This is a genomic window from Pedobacter sp. 01T416_2 (assembly GCF_056398925.1).
In genome coordinates this window covers 1-21,371 of the sequence record NZ_JBFTQI010000009.1, presented here as the reverse complement: position 1 = coordinate 21,371, position 21,371 = coordinate 1, and the positions used below count along the sequence as shown (strand labels likewise).

General features: G+C 41.2%; 13 protein-coding genes and 2 pseudogenes. 10 read left to right on the top strand and 5 right to left on the bottom strand.

Annotation, left to right across the window (positions count from 1 at the left end; all coding sequences use genetic code 11):
* Window positions 1-3,139 (bottom strand): annotated as a pseudogene (locus AC1DPQ_RS00980) (SusC/RagA family TonB-linked outer membrane protein); the annotation flags it as partial.
* Between the two features lie 514 nt (window positions 3,140-3,653).
* On the opposite strand from AC1DPQ_RS00980, the gene AC1DPQ_RS00975 reads away from it, so the two are divergent.
* The 10 genes from AC1DPQ_RS00975 to AC1DPQ_RS00930 all read left to right on the top strand — a co-directional run bounded on the left by AC1DPQ_RS00975 (window position 3,654) and on the right by AC1DPQ_RS00930 (window position 16,372).
* Window positions 3,654-4,523 (top strand): AraC family transcriptional regulator, encoded by an 870-nt coding sequence (locus AC1DPQ_RS00975; RefSeq protein ID WP_477582020.1) that lies wholly within the window; start codon window positions 3,654-3,656, stop codon window positions 4,521-4,523.
* A 351-nt stretch (window positions 4,524-4,874) separates the two neighbouring features.
* Complete coding sequence (locus AC1DPQ_RS00970; RefSeq protein WP_477582018.1) at window positions 4,875-6,221, top strand: Gfo/Idh/MocA family protein; 1,347 nt, start codon at window positions 4,875-4,877, stop codon at window positions 6,219-6,221.
* Between the two features lie 82 nt (window positions 6,222-6,303).
* Window positions 6,304-8,964: a ThuA domain-containing protein gene (locus AC1DPQ_RS00965; RefSeq protein WP_477607546.1), complete on the top strand. Its 2,661-nt coding sequence runs from the start codon at window positions 6,304-6,306 to the stop codon at window positions 8,962-8,964.
* Window positions 8,965-9,173: 209 nt separating this feature from the next.
* Window positions 9,174-10,043 carry a sugar phosphate isomerase/epimerase family protein gene (locus AC1DPQ_RS00960; RefSeq protein WP_477607544.1) on the top strand — a complete coding sequence of 290 codons (870 nt, stop codon included), beginning with the start codon at window positions 9,174-9,176 and terminating at the stop codon, window positions 10,041-10,043.
* Between the two features lie 466 nt (window positions 10,044-10,509).
* The gene (locus tag AC1DPQ_RS00955) at window positions 10,510-11,274 is read left to right on the top strand and encodes a phytanoyl-CoA dioxygenase family protein (protein ID WP_477580074.1); all 765 of its coding nucleotides are present in this window, start codon (window positions 10,510-10,512) and stop codon (window positions 11,272-11,274) included.
* Between the two features lie 56 nt (window positions 11,275-11,330).
* The gene (locus tag AC1DPQ_RS00950; RefSeq protein WP_477580072.1) at window positions 11,331-12,152 is read left to right on the top strand and encodes a sugar phosphate isomerase/epimerase family protein; all 822 of its coding nucleotides are present in this window, start codon (window positions 11,331-11,333) and stop codon (window positions 12,150-12,152) included.
* 45 nt (window positions 12,153-12,197) lie between these two features.
* On the top strand, window positions 12,198-13,622 hold the full coding sequence (locus AC1DPQ_RS00945) for an MFS transporter (RefSeq protein ID WP_477580070.1): 1,425 nt from the start codon (window positions 12,198-12,200) through the stop codon (window positions 13,620-13,622).
* A 50-nt stretch (window positions 13,623-13,672) separates the two neighbouring features.
* Complete coding sequence (locus tag AC1DPQ_RS00940) at window positions 13,673-14,755, top strand: Gfo/Idh/MocA family protein (protein WP_477580068.1); 1,083 nt, start codon at window positions 13,673-13,675, stop codon at window positions 14,753-14,755.
* Between the two features lie 22 nt (window positions 14,756-14,777).
* The gene (locus tag AC1DPQ_RS00935) at window positions 14,778-15,512 is read left to right on the top strand and encodes a glucosamine-6-phosphate deaminase (protein WP_477580066.1); all 735 of its coding nucleotides are present in this window, start codon (window positions 14,778-14,780) and stop codon (window positions 15,510-15,512) included.
* Between the two features lie 2 nt (window positions 15,513-15,514).
* Complete coding sequence (locus tag AC1DPQ_RS00930) at window positions 15,515-16,372, top strand: ROK family protein (RefSeq protein WP_477580064.1); 858 nt, start codon at window positions 15,515-15,517, stop codon at window positions 16,370-16,372.
* A gap of 418 nt (window positions 16,373-16,790) precedes the next feature.
* Here AC1DPQ_RS00930 and AC1DPQ_RS00925 read toward each other — a convergent pair whose 3' ends face one another.
* From AC1DPQ_RS00925 to AC1DPQ_RS00910, 4 genes and pseudogenes are all read right to left on the bottom strand, one after another.
* Window positions 16,791-18,374: an aldehyde dehydrogenase (NADP(+)) gene (locus AC1DPQ_RS00925; protein WP_477580063.1), complete on the bottom strand. Its 1,584-nt coding sequence runs from the start codon at window positions 18,372-18,374 to the stop codon at window positions 16,791-16,793.
* A 32-nt stretch (window positions 18,375-18,406) separates the two neighbouring features.
* Window positions 18,407-19,258 (bottom strand): fumarylacetoacetate hydrolase family protein, encoded by an 852-nt coding sequence (locus tag AC1DPQ_RS00920; RefSeq protein WP_477607543.1) that lies wholly within the window; start codon window positions 19,256-19,258, stop codon window positions 18,407-18,409.
* Between the two features lie 33 nt (window positions 19,259-19,291).
* Entirely contained in the window at window positions 19,292-20,950 is a 1,659-nt protein-coding gene (locus AC1DPQ_RS00915; protein ID WP_477580059.1) for a UxaA family hydrolase, read from the bottom strand.
* Window positions 20,951-21,033: 83 nt separating this feature from the next.
* A pseudogene (locus AC1DPQ_RS00910) lies at window positions 21,034-21,371 on the bottom strand (glucose/galactose MFS transporter); the annotation flags it as partial.

Here is a 21,371-nt window from a genome sequence, read left to right as displayed (position 1 = left end):
GTAATGGGTAGATCTTACCTTCATCTACTGCCAGTTCAGGATCTAGGGATTTTTGCATTTTAGTAAATGTGGCAAGATTATCTCCACTGAGGTAAACCCTCAGCTTCTGAATTCCCACATGTGATAACAGGTTTTTAGATACCGTGTAGCCGAGCTGAATATTTTTAATGCGCATATAAGCTGCATTTTGCAGATACCTTGTTTGCGTTTGAATATTCTTGTTCATCTGTCCGGACATATAATATTTGGGAAAGAAGCCATCAGGCGTCTGAGGCGTCCATCTGTTTAAATTCTGTGTCATAACAGTACTGCCCCATTCCCCTCCAATAATTCCAAAGTACATATCCGATCCTACCCATGCATCCCTTTTGGCTACTCCCTGAAGGAACATGGAAACGTCAAACCCTTTCCAGTCTCCACCAACTGTCACTCCGTAGGAATATTGTGGAGAGCTATTGCCTATAACTTTTCTGTCACCAGAATTATCCGCGGTATTATTTCCGAAATTAATAACGTTATCGCCATTTAAATCTTTGTAACGGACATCTCCCGGTGTCCAGTTGCTTGCATTTATTGCCGTTTGTTTTGGTGCATTTGCTATTTCCTGAGCACTTTGAAATAAACCTTGGGTCTCATATCCCCATATTTCTCCCATTACCATTCCCTCATACCAATCAGATAGGAGTTTGGTTGTATTAGGATACTTTTGAACGGTACTTTTGCTGTTGCTCAAAACCGCTCTCACGTAATAGTTTACATCATTTATTTTATCATTCCATCCTAGGGTAAGCTCAAAGCCTTTGGTTTGCATCGATGCATTGTTAGCTTGCGGAACTGCTGTTCCCAATATGCTAGGCAGGTTTTCCGAAGGCCCTACAAAATCTGTAGCTTTTCTTATATAATGATCAAAGGACATTGATAATTTATTATTAAAGAAAGCCATATCTACGCCCATATTAAGTGATTTAATGGTGGCCCATGTAAGACTAGGGTTCACCAGGCCCGGAGGGCCAACATAAGACTGGCGGCCATTGCTAAATATCCAGCTAGTATTTGTAGGCGCAACAGTAGAAAGGCTAGGATAAAAAGGATAATAGTTATCCTGTCCCGGATTATCTCCCCATTGGTCTCCCAGTGACCCGTACGATCCTCTTAATTTAAATAAATTCACATAGTTTTTAAACGGTTTCCAGAAATTTTCCTCCGAAACTACGTATCCTCCTGAGAGACCGGAATAAAGATTCCATCTCTTATTCTCCAAGAAACGAGAGGAAGCATCATATCTTCCGTTCAGTTCCAATAGATACTTATCTTTATAATTGTAATTGAATCTACCAAAATACCCTTCCATAGCTAGTCTGGTATCATTATCCGCAACCGACGGAGAAGGATTATAAGTAAGATTTAAAGAGGGTATGTCATTTGAGTACAACAAAGAATTTGATGCGTAAAGCATTTTATTAGCTCGGAAATCCTTTATATATCCTCCTAAAATCTGGAAATAATGATTGTTGATTTTCTTCTCATATGAAGAGAAAATATTCGTTACATAGTCTGCGTTTGTTCCATAGCTTTCTTCTAACGAATTATTTGGATTTGTCTGGAATTCAGGAACTTTGTTTCCGCTAGGCTGTATTGTATATACTACTTTATTGAAGTTTTTCGAATTGAACTATGTTCCATTATAAGTGAAATTTCCGGTAATATTCCAGCCGGTTGCCGGTTTGATAACCAACTCGCCCGTTGCATTCACTTTATCCCTGTCGTAGGTATTCCTTCCCCCTTCAGTAAAGAGTTTAACGCCGGAATAGTCAGAATATTCACCATCAGGATTAAACAATGGCGTAGTTGGAAGTTTTCTTGCTATTTGGTGCATGTAATTACCACCAGTGGCATCCGGATAAGTGGCTGGGGTATTGCCAGACTGTCTGGACAGGGCACTACGGAAATTTACGGTCAACCATTTGTTTATTTCAGTCGACACATTTGCCCTCACATTGGAACGGCTATAACTGTCGCTCATAAAATTATACATCCCTCCCTTAGAGGTATAACCTGCACCCAGATAATAGGACGTTGATTTACTTCCACCTGAAACACTCAGATTATGTTGTTGGCTAAAAGCCCATGGTTTAAAATAGATTTTAAACCAGTCATTGTTGCCATTGCCCGTATTCGGACCTGCGCCCGTGAAGTATCCAAGCCCTGAACCATACCAATCGTCATGGTTTGGATCCTTGATCGTCTCATCTTTCAGCGTTCCATCCAGGTAGCCCTTGATGCGGCCAAGGGTCTCCTGATTATACCAGGGCGCCCGTCCAGCGTTTACGAATGCCTCATTAAAAAGATTTGCAAAATCAAGAGAATTGACCATCTTAGGAAGGTTTATTGCCTGGCTAATAGATAAGTTATTACTATAGTTGATCGTTGGTTTCCCTTCCTTGCCGCGTTTTGTAGTGACAAGCAAAACCCCATAAGGAGCACTTGAGCCATATATAGCTGAAGATGCCGCGTCCTTTAGTAGTGATATATTATCAATATCCGAGGGATTGATCGAATTCAGATCTCCACCAGGAATACCGTCAATTACAACCAAAGGTGCTGCCAGCACACCGAAACCGGTAAATCCCCTCACGTTTATATTGGGTTCTGCATCTGGGGCACCGCCCGCGCCATATGCATTTGGGGTTACATTAAGGTTGGCAACCTGTCCCTGCAAAGCCTGGGCAACGTTGGTAACAGGCCTGTTTTCCAATTCCTTTGATGAAACCGAGGCTACAGCTCCAGTAAGGTCAACTTTTCTTCTCTGTGTATAGCCTACGACTACAACATCGTTTAAAGCATTATTTGAAGCATCTAATTCAACTAGCAACGATTGATTGTTTTGCAGCGTAACGCTCTTTGAAACAAACCCAATTAAGGAAAATATTAATGTCCGAGATGAACCTTTCAATTTGATACTAAATTCCCCATTGCTATTTGCAATAACCCCGTTCTGGGTGTCCTTTTCTAGGATAGTTGTCCCAGGCAATGCTTGACCTGATCCATCTCTTATTTTACCGGTAACGGTAGTTCCGGAGCTTGGTTGTATTTGCGCCAAAAGATCATTTGGAATACAAATACTCAGTAACAGGAACATGAATACTGAAGTGAATGTGATTTTTTTTGTCATGGTTTGGTTTGGTTACAGAATATATTTGGTATGCGGCGTATCAATCATATATAAGCTACGGACTTTTATTTTATATTTCAAGGACAGTTACATTTTAATTCCTTGTTAAGTCGGCAATTACCAGATTGATCAAACAAACTTAATGATACCCCCCATGATATTCTTACACAAGAATACTTCGATACTAAAATGAACAATTTGGTTTACCGCTCAATCTGATAACAAGGATGTTTGTCATCAATAAAGCCGACCATTTGAAGAATAATATGGTGGAACTATAGCGCTATCAATTTATTTATTCAGCGAACCAAACCGATCGGTTATATTACAATCAAAAAACAGCCATTACAGGTAAACCACTATAGAAATGGAATACCGTAAGCGCCCAGCTGAGGCCTTGGGGTTGCACCTATTGAATTTTTCGATTTTCAGGTTGACAAAGCTTTTTTTTTTGTAACATTGTTAATACCAACATAACGTTATGCAACTCGATGTAAAATCAACAAGAAACAGGACTATCATTAACTTCCAAAAGGAGGGATATGATGATCTATGCGTTTTGGGCAGATATAAATATAGCAAAGCTGAAAAATATCTGGAGGAACATGCACATGTAGGTATGATAGAAATATGCTACTGTGATAAAGGAAGTCAATTGTTTTTTGTCAACAACAAAAAACACCTGGTTAATGGAGGCGACATTTTTATCCATTTCCCGGGCGAAGTCCACAGTACAGGCGGTGAACCGGAAGAAAGAGGTTGTTTATATTGGTTGATAATCAAAACAGATAATATCAAACTAAAGCCCGGCAATAAGATTTGCGCCAACGTGGCCAGTCTACTGGATCTGATTATAAAAAAGGAAATCCGTCATTTCCGCGGAGGAGACGAATGCAAAAAAATCCTGGAGACTATTTTTAAAAAAAATACGCTCCGTAAAAAAACGATTGTTGAAAAGATCTGGATTGAACATTTAGTTCAAAATTTTTTATTACATGTGCTGGATAAAGTTTCGGGAATGCAGACCGAAACGACAGACAAGCGCTTAGATGTGATTACCGAACACATTACCAATAATCTTACAGAATACATCTCCATCGAAGACCTGGCCAACAAGATTCACCTTTCAGAATCCAGATTTAAGATTTGGTTTAAACAGAATACCGGCTTCAGTCCGATTGATTACATCCAGCGTCAGCGCATTTTTTTAGCGATCAAGATTATAAATGACCAACCCGACATATCGATCACAAAACTTGCCTACTCACTAAATTTCTCCACGCCACAATATTTTTCTACTGTAATGAGAAAGTATACCGGCAAGACCCCTACGGAGATAAAAGCAGGTTAGAAAAGAAATAAATCTTTCTATTCATTCCTTAAGTACAATATAGTACTATCCTTTTTTTACGAACAGGTTATTCATACTGTGCAGGTATTTTTGGTTAAACATATACATTATGATGTTTAACATGCTGTCACAAAATCGGATCAATCTTTTCATTCAAAACAGTTATCTGGGGTTGAAGATCATTGTGGAACCTCCATTGTTTATACCGATCAAGATAAGTTTTTTTGGTAAAGTGATCCAAAGTGCAGAACTGATAAATACTGATTCAGGTGTTAAAGTTTTACGGATGTAAGAAACAGCCCTCAGATGATTATGTTCAAAAAATCGACAATAACCCAATAAATCTTAAATATGTTAAGAAGAGAATTTATAAAAAATAGCACAATCAGCCTCGCTGGGGCTACTATATTACCATCGACTGCTATTTTTGCTACAGAGGAGAAAAAAGTGCGCCTTGGCTACATTGGTGTGGGAGAAAGAGGTATGAACCATATTGCAGCAGGCCTACTTCGCGAAGACGTTGAGATTGTTGCCATTTGCGATATTCAGGAACGCTCACTAAAAATTTGCCGGGAACGCATGGCAAAAAGCGGTAAGCCAGCAGCGATGGAATATACCGGTGGTTTAGATGCATATAAAAAATTGTTGGATCGAAAAGATATCCACGCGGTTATTATCGCAACGCCATGGCAATTTCACTGTAGTCAGGCAGTAGATGCAATGAAAGCGGGTAAATATGTGGGATGCGAGGTAATAGCAGGATTAACACTTGATGATCACTGGGAGATCGTTCATACATCAGAGGCCACAGGCGTGCCTTACATGACCTTAGAAAACGTTTGTTACCGACGTGATGTTATGGCCGTACTAAATATGGTCCGCCAGGGCGTATTTGGGGAATTGGTACATGCTGAAGGAGGATATCAACATAACCTTCGGGATGTGTTGTTCAATAATGGTAGGCAGGTTTATGGCGGTGGTATTGAATTTGGCGAAGGGGCACTCAGTGAAGCTCAATGGCGTACCCAATTCAATATCGACCGCGACGGCGATCTTTATCCTACACATGGGGCGGGTCCGGTAATGAACTACCTGAACATCAACCGGGGCAATAGGTTTACCAATCTGGTTTCGTTCAGCTCGAAAGCGCGGGGCCTGGCATCTTATGTGGAGGAACTTGCACCAAGGCATCCAAATGCCAATATCAAATATAAAGAAGGGGATGTCGTACAGACCATGTTGAATTGCGCGAATGGAGAGACTGTTCTTTTGACCCATGATACCCATCTACCACGCCCATATTCTCTCGGTTTCCGGGTGCAGGGCACCAAAGGTATCTGGATGGATCTCAATCAATCGATCTACATTGACCATGTGTCAAAAGATGATGAATGGGAACCGGCCAAAGCCTGGTTTGAGAAGTATGACCACCCACTATGGAAAAAACACGAAAAGGATGCAAGCGAGGCAGGCCATGGTGGTGTAGACTGGTTTGTTTTTAATGCGTTCATTCTTTCGGTAAAAGAAAAAAAGACCCCACCTATTGATGTCTACGATTCGGTAACGATGAGCGTTATCGCGCCTTTATCTGCAAAATCAATCGCAGAAGGAAATAAACCGCAAGAGTTCCCAGACTTCACAAAGGGCCAATGGCAAATGAGAAAAAATAGGTTTGCATTGGACGATAGTGGCTTTTAATTGCCATGAATTTATTTTTACTTAAGTAGTTATCCGCGACTTCATTTATTCCCATACTTTATTATCAGTAAAAAATCGACCAATGCGACTAAAATTTATTTTATTATTTTTTATTCCCTTTTTGTTTTTTGGCTTTCCCGTATCAAAACCAAAAATTCTAGTTTTCACCAGAACAGCCGGCTTTCACCACGCCTCTATTCCCGCAGGAATAAAAGCAATCGTAAAACTCGGGAAGGAAAATAATTTTGATGTGGATACAACATCCGATGCTGGAAAAATCACTGAAAGTAACTTAAAAAAATACAATGCAGTGATTTTCTTAAGTACAACCGGCGCATTGCTTACAGCCGCAGAACGAAATGATTTTGAAAGATATATACAGGCCGGCGGAGCTTATGTGGGCATACACGCAGCCGCTGATGCGGAATACGACTGGCATTGGTACGGCCGCCTGGTAGGCGGATATTTTGCCAGTCATCCTCAAATACAGCCTGCATTATTAAAAGTAATTGACAAAACCCATATCTCGACAAAACATTTACCTGATGAGTGGAAAAGAACAGATGAATGGTATAACTATAAAGCGTTAAACAAGGACGTTCATGTCCTGATTACCATTGATGAAAACAGTTATACAGGGGGCATTAACGGCGCGGCCCACCCAATGGCCTGGTATCACGATTTCGATGGTGGCAGGGCCTGGTACACCGCGCTTGGACATACCGGGGAATCATATGCAGACCCACTTTATTTAAAACATATTTTGGGCGGCATTTTATGGGCAATCGGCGACCAACAAAAATTAAACTACGCAAAAGCTACCACAGAACGCGTTCCAGACGAAAATCGTTTGGTTAAAAACCAGCTGGTAAAAGGAACTTTTTTTGAACCGACTGAAATGACCGTACTGCCAAACCTGGATGTTATGATTGCTCAACGCCGAGGAGAAATACTACTCTATAAAAACAACACCAAAACGGTAAAACAGATAGGTTTTTTAAATGTGTATTGGAAATCACAGGTCAAAGAGGTGAATGCAGAAGAAGGTCTCTTGGGCCTACAGGCTGATCCCGATTTTAAAAACAACCATTACGTTTATATTTATTACAGTCCTGCCGATACCAGTGTAAACCGTCTCTCGCGTTTTACACTCGAAAATGATACCATTGATAACAGGTCAGAAAAAATAGTATTACAGTTATACTCTCAGCGGGATATATGCTGTCATACAGGCGGTTCGGTGGCTTTTGGTAAGGACAATATGCTTTATCTGTCCACCGGAGATAATTCCACCCCATTTGATGAAGGGGGAAACCCAGCTTATAATACACACGCATTCGCTCCCTTGGATGACCGTGCGGGTCATGAGCAGTATGATTCAAGACGGACTGCAGGTAATACCAATGACTTAAGGGGAAAAATCCTCAGAATAAAAATGAAGGCCGATGGCACTTACGATATTCCAGAAGGTAACCTGTTTAAACCTGGAGAGGCCAATACCCGGGCAGAAATTTATATAATGGGTGATAGGAATCCTTACCGTATATCAGTAGATAAGCGGAACAATTATTTATATTGGGGCGAGGTTGGTCCGGACGCGAACAGCGACAGCCTGGCCTTTCGTGGACCACGTGGTTATGATGAGGTCAACCAGGCCAGAAGTGCTGGCTTTTTTGGCTGGCCGCTGTTTATAGGCCCGAACCTGCCCTACCATCCTTACAATTATGCCACGGGGGTATCCGGCCCTGCTTTTGATCCAACAAAGCCGATAAATATATCAAAAAACAACACAGGGCTAAAAGCACTGCCACCTGCGCAGCCGGCATTTATATGGTATCCATATGGCCCGTCAACCGATTTCCCACAAGTGGGTACTGGTGGGCGAACCGCTATGGCAGGTCCTATCTACTATGCCGATATGTATCCTAAGGCTACACGCTTACCTGATTATTACAGCAAAAAAGTGATCATCTATGATTGGATGAGAAGCTGGATAAAAGCAGTAACCCTGCAACCAAATGGCGATTTTGACAAGATGGAACCGTTTATGCCAACTACAAAATTTAATGCGCCGATTGATATGGAAATAGGGCCGGATGGCAGAATTTATGTCCTGGAATATGGCAATGGATGGTTCACTAAAAATGTTGATGCCGGTTTAGCAAGGATTGATTATAACCGTGGAAACCGTCCGCCTGAAATATTAAAAATATATGCCGATAAAACTTATGGAAAATTGCCTTTGGCAGTGCAGTTTGATGTTGTAGCAAAAGACCCCGAAAATGACAAGATGACCTACACATGGAACCTGGGTAATGGTGTAGTCAAGAAAACCCTGTTCCCAAAACTAAAGTATGTTTATACTAAAAAGGGCAATTATACGGTCACGGTTGATATTAAAGACGACCGGGATGCAATGGCAAAAAGTAAAACCATTGGCATAGTGGCCGGTAGCGTGGTGTCCAATCTGTCAAATATCAGTGCAAACAGTCCCGGTAAAGCTTTAATGATGTCGCTCGATTGCAAAGCCTGTCATAAAATAAACGAGAAATCAATCGGACCAGCTTTTATAGAGATCGCAAAAAAATACCCGAACAACACCGCTTCAATGACCCATTTAACACAAAAGGTTGTGCAAGGCGGAAATGGCGTTTGGGGCGATGTTGTGATGCCGGCGCATCCGGCACTGAAGCCTACGGAGGTAAAGCAAATTATAAGCTGGATTTTAACGCTTAAACAATAGCTTTTTGAGGTTGTAGTAGCAAGGATTTGTAACGTTTTTTGTGCAGGACACAAGCATATATGGAGAAGCATTTCGATCGTACAAATAATTACCGCAAAAGTTGAAAATTAATTTGGATGTGACTTTAAATACCGGTAATTCAATGTATGGTTCCTTACCACTATATTTTAAGACCTGGAGAAAACCATCATTTTTAAATAAATTAGATAATGACCAACAGAAGATCTTTTTTGAAAAACACAGGGCTTCTTGCCTTAAGTATCCCTTTATTCGGGAATGACATTTTTGCTGCCCCACCCAAGCTGCCCGCCTGGGGCATTCAGTTGTATATGGTGAAGGAGGATATGGAAAAAGATATGCCCGGCACCTTGAAACAATTGGGCACAATGGGTTATACGCAGATAGAAAGCTATAGTGGCACTCAGGGTATGTTTTGGGGCGTCGGCAATAAAGAGTTTAAAAAGCTGGCGAATAATTTCGGACTGAAGGTGATTTCAAGCCACTATAATGATGAACCAGGCGGTTTTGAAAGGCAAGTAGAAAAAGCCGCTGAAATCGGAATGAAATACCTGGTCTGTCCATGGAAAGGGCCTCAAAAATCTATCGACAATTTTAAACGTTTTGCCGATGAGTTCAACAGCAATGGAGAGATCTGCAAAAAGTACGGTATGCGTTTTGGCTACCATCCACATGATTATCCCTACAAAAAAGTAGATGGACAATTACCAATCGACGTTCTTTTAGCCAATACGGATAAAGATCTGGTTGATTTTCAAATGGATTATTATTATACCATAACCGAAGGCCAAAACGCAGAAGAATACCTCAAAGAACACAGGCACCGTTTTAAACTCTGCCACATGCGCGATATATTGAAGCATCGTTTGCCCAAAGACAGTGAAGAAGAATCTTCCTGTGATTTAGGGCAAGGTACAATCAATTATCCACGCCTGTTGTCCACGGCCATAGACAATGGCATGAAGTACTTTTTTGTGGAGCAGAGCCGCTTTTATCATGAAACTCCTTTACAAAGTGCAAAAGTGAATATTGATTATCTAAAGAAACTGCGCTTGATTTAACACTTATGGAGTGATTTTTAGCAAACTCTTTCGCTAAGGGCGAAACTCAAGACTTGCCATTCAAGATGCTCCAAAATCTGCCCTGTCAGCCAAAGCTACCGCAGCCCAAGAACGCTGCCGTAGCTCATGAATGATAAGGCCCATGATCCAGCGCAGGGCCCAGCGCTTCAAAAACAAGATCCATTTGATGAAGGGAAGAATTTATCCCTTCATCAAATGAAATCCTCCGGATTTTCGGCTTAAGCGATACAGCCCACCTCCCCTGCCAAAGCTAAATTTACCCTTTACCCAACTTCCTCCCCTTCGCAATATTTCTCTATTGCAACGGAAATATACAAGAAGATCCCCAAGTGGTTTAAACTGAATATTTCCCTATCCATTCTATTAGGTTCAATATAATACTATCCTTTTTTTATGAACAGGTTATACACATAATGCATGCATTTTTGATAAAAACCTATGTGTTATGATGAATGATATTCTGTCTCAAAATCAAATCGATTTTTTCTATGTAAACGGTTATTTGTTAGTAGAAAATTTATTAACGCCTGAGGAAGTTGAAACTTATCGTTGCCTGTACGAAGACTTCCTATCCAACAAAATTAATGCCGCAGAGAATCGAGGAGATCTCGCTGGTCAAAATGAAACGGGAACCGAAGATAAGGCTGTTGAACGAATTACCCAGATCATGGTACCCAGTCGGATTGTTCCGTCTTTATTACAAGATGTACTTCACCAGAAGTCATTGGCTATTGCCAAACAGTTGCTGGGAAATGACCTGGAACTTGACTTTGACATGCTGATCGATAAAGCACCTTATACAAATACGCCAACACCATGGCATCAGGATTGTGCTTACTGGATAAGCATGCCTGACACAAGAGCTACGAGTTGCTGGGTGGCCCTGGATGAGTCATTTAAAGAAAATGGCTGTATGTGGTATGTACCAAAATCGCATTTAATACCCATCAGACCACACAGGCCCTCTGGAAAGGGCGGTGCATTACAATGTGATGCTAATGAAGAGGAGGGTGTAGCTGTCGAAATCAAACCAGGAAGCTGTATATTTCACCATGGCGGCACCCTACATTACAGCAGGGGAAATTCTACGGATAAACGCCGTCGTGCATTTATTACCAATTTCAGACCCGCAGAAATGATAAAATTTGAACGTGAACGCGGATACGATCATACCGGAAATAGGAAGGTAAGAGATGAAAGGGCAAAATAAATACTGCCCTTAATCTCAAAGGAGTCCAACTAACATCAACAAACTACACCAAATAAATGCAAATAAATTATTTCTGTCCCCGTTGGGGAAGTGAAGATATGCCTTGGGATGACTTTCTCAGTGCCGTAAAACAGGCTGGTTATAATGGGGTAGAGATCGGTATTCCCGAAGACGAAAATACAAAAGCAGAATTGTTGGAAAAAATTGAAGGATATAAGCTGAAGTTTATCGCCCAGCATTGGGAAACAAATGACCGTGATTTTAATACCCATAAAAAATCATTTCGTTATCATCTGGAAAGGCTTGTTAAGACCAACCCCTTTCAAGTGAACTCTCATACTGGAAAAGATTATTTCACTGCTGCACAAAATGGAGAACTCCTAAAGATTGCCGAAGAAATTTCAGCGAAAAGCGACGTTTGTATTACACACGAAACACATCGTGGACGGTTTTCATTTGCCTCCCACCTTACAACTCCTTATTTCACGGAATTTCCTAAATTACAGATTACTTTAGATGTTTCACATTGGATCTGTGTTGCTGAGAGTCTATTGTTTGACCAACAGGAAGCCATCGAAAGCTGTTTGCCGCATACCAAACATATCCATGCCCGCATGGGCCATACTCAAGGTCCCCAGGTAGACGATCCCCGATTGGAAAAATGGCAGCAGACGGCAGAAAGGCATTTTGAAATATGGGACAGTATTGTCGAATACAATAGGGCAAATGGAACAAAAGAGATTTCCTTTACTACAGAGTTTGGTCCGATACCCTATATGCCAACAGTACCGGCAGGAAAAAGTGCGAGCGGCTTTCAGTTTGAGTTAAATGTTTACATCTTAAAACAATTGATAAAGAGATACAAATGCTCAACTTAGTTAAAAGTTATTATTGAAATTATTCAGATTTTTAAAAAAACCAAAATGATAAAAACAGCTGTTATCACTCCGGAAACCCAACAGATTGATGTTGATAATACTCAAACAGGGAACAGATCTTTGTTAGTAGTTATCGTGTGCGTATTCTTCTTTTGGGGCTTTGCTGCATCAGGAAACGCATTATTGATCCCCGTTTTTAAAGAATCATTTCATCTTTCACAGTTCGAAGCACAATTGGTCGAGCTGTCATTTTACATCGCGTATTTCATTGGATCCATTATTTATTTTGTTATTTCTATAAAAAAAGCCAGCTGGCTTCCACAGATCAGTTCAAAAAAAGGAATGGTTAGGGGATTATTGCTTTCCGCTCTTGGAAGCATATTATTGGTTGCCGCTACATCAATCCATTCCTATATCTTCTTCTTGCTTTGCCTGTTTGTTATCGCTTTGGGTTTTACACTGCAGCAGATTGTGGCCAATCCATTATTGGTGCAATTGGGAAATATCAATACCGGTGCGCATCGCTTAATTTTAGCGGGTAGCGTGAATTCATTCGGTAATACCATTTCACCGCTAATACTAAGCGTTTTTTTATTTGGAGGGCTCGCAGCAAAAGTAAACGGCTCAGCTTTATCATTACAGTCTGTCCGTATACCATACATCGTATTAGCAGTTTTATACGTGATTTTTGCAGTTTGGTTCTACAAAACCCCGGTTCCCAAAACCAGCCAGCTAAGCGATGAACCGATAAAAGACCTCGGAGCTTTAAAATACCCGCAGCTTGTGCTGGGAATGGTTGCTGTATTTTGCTACGTTGGCGGCGAAGTAACCATGCAAAGTAATCTGCCCGCCCTAATCCATTCTGCTAAGATTTTAGGGCTGCCCGCCAGGGATGCTATTCCCTATTTAAGTTTATTTGGAGGCTGCCTTATGATTGGAAGATGGACCGGGGCTGTTTTTAGCTTTAAAGTTTCAAAAACAGCACAAACATTTCTGCTCTGTCTGGTACCCTTCCTTGCTTTTGGGGTAGTTCTTTTAGTCAACTGGTTAGGGGACTATTCTTTAAACGAAATAATCGACTATGCTTTGTTTTTACCTATATTGATTATTGCCCTACTCATAAGCAGGAATAATCCCATCAAAATATTGATTTTCGCTTCTGCTGCTGCAATCGTGATGATCGCTGGGGGGCTGCTGTTGAATGGTAAATATGCTTTATACTGCATCGTTTCGGCAGCTTTGTTCAGCTCACTCATGTGGCCATGTATTTTTCCTGTTGCGATTAAAGGATTGGGAAAATATACCCAGCAGGGCTCATCCCTGCTAATTATGATGATCCTCGGCGGAGCAATCCTTCCCCCCTTGCAAGGTTTATTATCTGACCATCCATCGATAGGTATACAGCTCTCTTATATTTTGCCATTGCTGTGCTTCTCATACGTTGGCTGGTATGGATTGAAAATGAAATAGCACCAGCGCATTATATAATATTTTTTAACAACCCATTTTAATACTAGAATATGAAAAAGGTAAAAGTTGCCATATTGGGTGCCGGATTTATTGCTGACATCCACGTGGAGAGTTACACAAGGTTTGTCCCTGAAGCCGAGGTGGTCGCAGTTTATGCACGAAATGCTGATAAAGCCCAATCCTTTGCGGATAAACACCATATCGCCCAATATTTTTCTTCAATTGATGAACTGATCAAAAACGCTGACTTTGATGTCATTGATATTTGCCTACCAAATTTCCTCCATAAACAGGCAACAATAAAAGCCGCAGCAGCCGGTAAACACATTATTATTGAAAAACCATTAGCAGTTACGCTGGAAGAAGCTGACGAAATGATTGCTGCCTGCGAAAAGGCCAACGTGAAACTGATGTATGCGGAGGAGCTTTGTTTTGCACCTAAATACGAGCGCGCCAGAAAATTAGTGGAAGAGGGAGCCGTTGGAAGTGTTTATATGTTAAAACAATCCGAAAAACACTCAGGTCCGCATTCCGATTGGTTCTATGATATCAACCAATCAGGGGGCGGTGTCTTAATGGACATGGGATGCCATGGTATTGCCTGGTTCAGGTGGATGTTGAAAAACACTAAGGCTGTGAGTGTTACTGCGTCGATGAATACGGTATTCCACAAGGAGAAAACCCTGGGTGAAGATAACTCCATAGTCATTATAGAATTTGAAAATGGCGTAACCGGCGTTGTGGAGAACTCCTGGGCGAAACAAGGGGGAATGGATGACCGTAGCGAGATCCATGGAACGGACGGTGTGGTATATGCCGATCTATTCGTTGGAAATTCGGTTCTGGCTTATAGCAAAAATGGCTATGGTTATGCTATGGAAAAAACAGACACTACGGTGGGCTGGAGTTTTTGTATGTTCGAGGAAGCCTTTAACCAGGGTTACCCTCAGGAATTAAAACATTTTATAGATTGTATACAAAATGACTGGGAGCCATTGATCACCGGTAAAGATGGCAGGACAGTTTTGGAGATCATCTATGCAGCCTACGCATCGGCAGGACAAGGCAAAAAAATAATGCTTCCATTTAGTTCAAAAGTAGAAAGACCCATTGACCTTTGGTTAAAGCCTTAGTACATTTCCAAATATTAAAACCATGACAATAAAAATTTACAGCACGTATGAAGAGCTTTCGGTAAATGTTGCCGATTATGTAATCAAGTTGATGTCAGGTTATGACAAACCCTTGTTTTGCCCTGCATCTGGCGATACACCCGCAGGTGTATATAAGAAATTGATCGAAAGATTTCGTGACAAAAAATATGATGTGGCCGGTTGGAAATTTGTGGGTTTGGATGAATGGGTGGGGTTAAACGGAACAGATGAAGGAAGCTGCCGCCATTCAATTGATAAAGACCTGTTCCTCCCGTTAGGCATCCGTGAAGACAACATCTGTTTTTTTGACGGCCGCTCGGTAGATCTTCCCAAATCGTGCAGAGATGCTGAACAATTTATCAGCGATCAGAATGGAATCGATGTAGTCATTCTCGGTTTGGGAATGAACGGACATATCGCCATGAACGAGCCTGGATGCGCAATTGATTGCAGGACCCAAATTGTACTGTTGCATCCTATCACCGGACAGGTTGGACAAAAGTACTTCAATGAACCCAAGATACTGAAAGAAGGCATTACTTTGGGAATGGGAACACTCCTGGAAAGTACGCATATCATTTTAATGGTAAGTGGTGAGCACAAGGCTGAAATTGTCAGAAAAATGATAGAGGAGCCTGTTACGCGTGATCTACCCGGAAGTCTCTTGCTGAGCCATCCATCCCTTACCATTTTTTTAGATGGCGGTGCTGCCGCCCACCTATCAAATAAAAATTAAATATGAAGAGCCTTCAGATTCTAGGAATTGACCTTGGTGGAACGAATTTAAGAGCGGGAATCGTGGTTAACGGGATTATCCAATCCTTTGTTTCACAGGCCCTTCATTCGCACGGCACCGGAACTCAGGTTCTTGAGCAAATTTTCGGCGTAATTGATAAAATCATTAATAACGATATCGCAGCCATCGGAATAGGCATCCCAGGTCTTGTGGATCCAACAACAAGGATACTGTATGATGTGGTTAATGTTCCTGCGCTGAATGGGATGGATCTTTTAATGATTTTGGAGCAACGCTATAATATTCCGGTACAAATAGAAAATGATGCCAATTGCTTTACATTGGGAGAATTTCATTTTGGTGCAGGCCTCCCCTATGAATCTATTGTGGGATTAACCATAGGAACAGGGCTTGGTGCAGGAATTGTAATCAATGGCAAATTATTTACCGGCAAACACGGTGGCGCTGGAGAATTTGGAATGATAAAATATCTCGATAAAAATATCGAATATTATGTAAGTGGCCGCTTTTTCGAACATGTATACCAAACGACAGGAGAAATTGTTTTTCAAAGAGCAATAATGGAGGATGCGGAAGCGATTGAAATGTATGAGGATTTCGGCCGGCATTTAGGCGAAGCGATTAAAATGATTCTCTGTTCGCTGGATTGTGAATGTATCCTCATTGGTGGAAGCGCAAAGACAGCCTTTTCTTTTTACTCCAAGAGTATGTGGGATACGGTTAATGGTTTTGCATATAAACGTGCGGTTTCCGCCTTAAGCATTGAACCATCTATTCTGTTAAATGCGAATATCCTGGGGGCAGCTGCGCTACACTTTACGGTTGACCGACGGAAATAATAAATGAGGTTGTATCATAAATATAGATTGTCATCCTGAGCCTGTCGAAGGGCCTGTTAAATACGCTTTGAGGTGTTTCGACAAGCTCAACATGACAGCATTTGAGGTGAAATCGCCTTTATGATACAGCCTCTTCCAGGCCATATAAAGTGAACCTCAACGGCTAAAACTTCTTCAATGACAAATTCGCAGAAGTCATGCGCAAAATCAAAAACACCTGAATTGACCTTATAATATGCAATTCAGGTGTTTTTTTGACTAAACATGTTATTTCGTTTCCATCAGCGGACTTGGATCCAGGTGCTTTATTTTACCAGGATAACCTGGCAACCAGTGCTGGCTGTTGACTTAACCATATCATATCTCCGGTAAGATCTGCGTAGCCGCTTTGAGCTATAAAGGGGCTGAAATTAAGCTATCAAACCGTTTTCCATGATCCATCTACCAACCTCAAAATATTCAATGGGTTACTGTTCTTTAATGCTTCCGGAAGTATTTCATCAGGGATATCCTGATATGATACTGGTCTTAAAAACCGATAAATGGCCGCAGTACCCACTGACGTTGATCGTTGATCGGTAGTAGAAGGAAAGGGTCCACCATGGTGCATGGAATGGCAAACTTCTACACCCGTCGGGAAACTATTATAGATAACACGACCAGCTTTTTGAGTAATGATGTCAATTATTGGTATTAAGTTGTTTTGATCGGCAGGTTCTGCATGTACAGTTGCGGTAAGCTGCCCTTCCAACTGATTTATAACCTGATGGAGCTGTGCTACATCTTTAACCAATACCAAAAGTGTTGCCGGCCCAAAAACCTCTTCACTCAACGCCTTATTGAGGAGAAAATCTTCTGCAGAAACTGTAAATGCAATTGGCCTGGCTTCATTTCTATCATTATCCGCAGCCTTTATTCCCTGAGCCAAAACAGTCACCCCACTAACGCTTTTCGCTAATTCCAAACCTTTATGATAAGATTTGCTGATATTCTTATTTAGCATTGTTGCAGGTTCGCTGGCGCTTAAATACCCTTCAAACTGATTTAAAAACGCCTTCCCCGTCTCATTTTCAATCAGCAATACCAGTCCAGGGTTAGTACAAAACTGGCCAGCGCCCATTGTTACCGAACCAGCTAATCCTTTGGCAATTGCTTCTCCTTTTGCCTTTAATGCCTGCTCCATCAAAATAACCGGATTTATAGCACTCATTTCCGCATATATGGGAATAGGTTCAGGTCTGTTAACTGTGGCATTGTGGAGAACCATACCTATTTTTCTGGATCCCGTAAAACCAACAGCCTTTATGAACTTATGCTGCACAAGTTTTATTGATTGATCATCGGTAAGATTTAAAGAAGAAAATACACCTTCTGGCATTTGCGTTTTTTGAGCAGCCTTAATGATGGCAGATGACACCAGTTCGCTTGTGCCGGGATGCGAAGGATGCGTTTTAACAATGACCGGGCATCCTGCCGCAAGCGCCGATGCTGTATCTCCTCCGGCAGTTGAAAAAGCCAATGGGAAATTACTGGCACCGTAAACTGCTACAGGCCCAATTGGAATCAGCATTCTTCTGATGTCAGGTTTTGGCAAGGGAGTTCTTTCAGGTTGCGCAGTATCAATTCTCGCATCTACATACCAGCCATCACGTAATAACAACGCAAACATTTTCAGTTGACCACAGGTGCGGCCTCTTTCCCCTGTTATTCTCCCCATAGGCAAACCTGATTCAGCAGCAGCTCTCTCCAAGAGTGATTCCCCGAGTGCCATTATTTCATCAGCAATTGCTTCTAAAAACTCCGCACGCTGTATTGTAGAAGTGTTTTTGTAACTTATAAAAGCGTGATGTGCCAATGTCAGCGCTTGCTCAAACTCCGCTTCTGTAGCATAAATAAACTTTTCTGGCATTGAAATATTCTCCGCTGGATTGAAAGCTTGAAAGCTGTTCTCTCCTTTACCGCTACGGGTACTTCCAATAAAATTCTCACCTGTTATAGACATAATTATTTTTAAAGTTTAAAACTAGCGCGCTATTAACGGATAGCAATATAATTTGTTAATGTGCCAATGTTATCAATACTTATGCTAACCTCATCCTTTTCATTCAAAGTAAAGTCATTAGGCGGTACAATACAGGTTCCGGTCATTAAAAAACAACCATTATCGAAATCACATCCTGCAAACAGGTAGGTTACCAGCTCTTTTAGCGACCGTTTCATCCTGCTAATCGAAACCGAATCACTGAAAACCTCTTTGCTGTCTCTCTTTATCACCATTGCTATCATTGTCTGGTCTGAAATTGGTGCTTCTGGCACATATAAGCAAGGGCCCAATGCTGCACTTCTTTCATAAATCTTGGCCTGTGGCAAATACAATGTGTTTTCTCCTTCAATGCTTCTCGAGCTCATATCGTTACCGATTGTATAAGCCTGAATGTTCCCCGATGAGCTGATAAACAAAGTCAATTCAGGTTCTGGCACATTCCAAACTGAGTCTTTTCTTATATTTACATGCTGATTGTGACCTGCAACGCGATGCGGTAAAGACTTAAAAAACAACTCCGGACGATCTGCGTCATAAACTTTATCATACATACTTGCACCGCCTGAATCCTGAGACTCTTCTTTGCGCGCTTCACGACTGCGCAAGTAGGTTACCCCGGCCGCCCATACTTCCTGCTGTCCAATCGGGGCTTCTGCTCCATTTTCTAATATTGCCAGTGCTTCTACTTCAGGCAAAGATAATGTACCTTCCTGAGCTAACAGGTGAATTAAATGCTGATGGAGATTATCATTGTTTATTAAAGTATCCCAGTCGGTATTTAACAAATAATACCCAGTATCACCATGCAAAAGTGCCCCCTGTTTTGTTTTATATAATTTCATATCCTTGTTTTTAATGATCAAAATGTCTGTTTATTATAAAGATATCCCTCTTTTCCACGGGATAAAATCATTATGTCCTAATGTCTCGGCCTTGGCCCTTACCTGTCCGCTTGCTATTTCAATGATGTAATCCATAATACGCTCACCTACTTGCTTAATTGTTTCTTCACCGGTTATTATAGTTCCTGCATTGATGTCGATGATATCATTCATCTTTTTATACAATGTGGTGTTGGTAGATATCTTTACAACAGGAGCAATCGGATTACCCGTTGGTGTACCAAGCCCTGTCGTAAAAAAAACAAGCGTTGCTCCTGCCCCAACTTCTGCTGTTGTCGACTCTATGTCACTTCCTGGCGTACACAGTAATGTAAGCCCTGGTTTAGAAACCTGCTCAGGGTAATCCAGAACATCAATAACCGGGGATGTACCAGCTTTTTTGGCCGCACCTGCCGACTTAATTGCATCAGTAATCAAGCCGTCCCGGATATTGCCTGCAGATGGGTTTGAATCAAAGTCCGAGCCTACGGCTTTCGCCCTTTCATGATAAGCAGTCATTAAAGACATAAACTTTTTTGCAGTACTTTCATCCAGGCACCGATCGCTTAATTCCTGTTCAACCCCACAAAGTTCGGGGAATTCTGAAAGGATTACCGATGAGCCCAAAGCCACTAAAAGATCAGAGGTATGGCCCAAAGCCGGGTTAGCTGAAATCCCAGAAAACCCATCGGACCCGCCACACTCTAATCCGATACAAAGTTTGCTCAAGGGTGCTGGCTTGCGCTTATACTCATTGGCCTCCATTAAACCCGCAAAAGTCTGTTTGATGGCCTGGTTTATCAATTCTGACTCTGATCCGACCTGCTGATGTTCAAAACAGTACAAAGGTTTGTTAAAGGCTGGGTCACGTTTAGTTATCTGCTCTTTCAACAACGATATTTGCGCATTCTGACAGCCCAGGCTTAATACCGTTGCCCCTGCAACATTGGCATGGGTAATGTACCCGGCAAGCAGACCACAAAGATTAATGGCGTCATCTTTTGTGCCGCCACAACCTAATGAGTGGGTTAAAAATTTAACCCCATCGACATTTGGGAATACCCTATTTTCGATTCCTGCCCCAACATCTGTCAAATCTAAATCTACATTCAATATATCTGCTTTAGACATACCTGCCCTATGCATCTTAACCAATTGCTGAACCTGATTATAGTAAGAAAAATCATTATCATAATAGCCCAATCCTTTCATAAAAGCATCCTGAATCACCTGTACATTCTTATTTTCGCAGAACACCAATGGAATAACGAGCCAATAATTGGCTACACCAACTTTTCCATTTTCTCTATGATAGCCCATAAATGTTTTATCTTTCCAGGATGATATTTCAGGCAGCTCCCAACTAATTTTTCTTTCCTTAAGTTTATAACTACCAGAAGCATGACTAATATTATCTCTGGTAATTACTTCTCCTTTCTTAATCGTTTTATTTGCCTTGCCTACAAGTACACCATACATTAGAACCTCATCCCCCTTATGTAAGTCAACCGTAGCAAACTTGTGCTTTGCCTGCACATCAGTAATTAAATTGTATGTACCACTATCATTACTTACAGGCTCTCCGGCTTTTAAATCCGACAGTGCTATTTCGATATTATCGGTGTTATTTATTTTAAGTGTTTTTGATTTCATTAGTTAAGTATTTATTTTTCTAGTATTTACTTCACAACCTATTTCATCCTATGCAACAATCATGATTTATCATTTGATTTAGCTTAATGGTGCTGTAGTGAAATACTTTTAGGGTCAATCTTTTTCCCTATTCCTTTTATGGCATACCAGGCAATAAAAGCGAAACATACCATTGGTATCAGAAAGGCTATAGACATTCCTAAACGATCTCCTATCAGGCCCATTAGCGGAGGACAAAATGCGCCACCCGCAACTGCCATCACCAGAAACGAAGCTCCTTTTTTGGTCAGCGGTCCTAAATCATAGATACCTAAAGCAAAGATTGTCGGGAACATGATCGACATAAAGAAATAGGTAAAAAACAGGGCTATTACCGAAAACCATCCCATTTCTAACAATACTATAAATACCAACACAGTAT

Excerpts from the sequence above, each read along its gene's own strand:
- AC1DPQ_RS00925 (WP_477580063.1), bottom strand. The coding sequence starts at position 18,374 with ATGTCTATAACAGGTGAGAATTTTATTGGAAGTACCCGTAGCGGTAAA.
- AC1DPQ_RS00955 (WP_477580074.1), top strand. The coding sequence starts at position 10,510 with ATGATGAATGATATTCTGTCTCAAAATCAAATCGATTTTTTCTATGTA.
- AC1DPQ_RS00940 (WP_477580068.1), top strand. The coding sequence starts at position 13,673 with ATGAAAAAGGTAAAAGTTGCCATATTGGGTGCCGGATTTATTGCTGAC.
- AC1DPQ_RS00930 (WP_477580064.1), top strand. The coding sequence starts at position 15,515 with ATGAAGAGCCTTCAGATTCTAGGAATTGACCTTGGTGGAACGAATTTA.
- AC1DPQ_RS00975 (WP_477582020.1), top strand. The coding sequence starts at position 3,654 with ATGCAACTCGATGTAAAATCAACAAGAAACAGGACTATCATTAACTTC.
- AC1DPQ_RS00950 (WP_477580072.1), top strand. The coding sequence starts at position 11,331 with ATGCAAATAAATTATTTCTGTCCCCGTTGGGGAAGTGAAGATATGCCT.
- AC1DPQ_RS00960 (WP_477607544.1), top strand. The coding sequence starts at position 9,174 with ATGACCAACAGAAGATCTTTTTTGAAAAACACAGGGCTTCTTGCCTTA.
- AC1DPQ_RS00945 (WP_477580070.1), top strand. The coding sequence starts at position 12,198 with ATGATAAAAACAGCTGTTATCACTCCGGAAACCCAACAGATTGATGTT.
- AC1DPQ_RS00920 (WP_477607543.1), bottom strand. The coding sequence starts at position 19,258 with ATGAAATTATATAAAACAAAACAGGGGGCACTTTTGCATGGTGATACT.
- AC1DPQ_RS00970 (WP_477582018.1), top strand. The coding sequence starts at position 4,875 with ATGTTAAGAAGAGAATTTATAAAAAATAGCACAATCAGCCTCGCTGGG.
- AC1DPQ_RS00935 (WP_477580066.1), top strand. The coding sequence starts at position 14,778 with ATGACAATAAAAATTTACAGCACGTATGAAGAGCTTTCGGTAAATGTT.
- AC1DPQ_RS00915 (WP_477580059.1), bottom strand. The coding sequence starts at position 20,950 with ATGAAATCAAAAACACTTAAAATAAATAACACCGATAATATCGAAATA.
- AC1DPQ_RS00965 (WP_477607546.1), top strand. The coding sequence starts at position 6,304 with ATGCGACTAAAATTTATTTTATTATTTTTTATTCCCTTTTTGTTTTTT.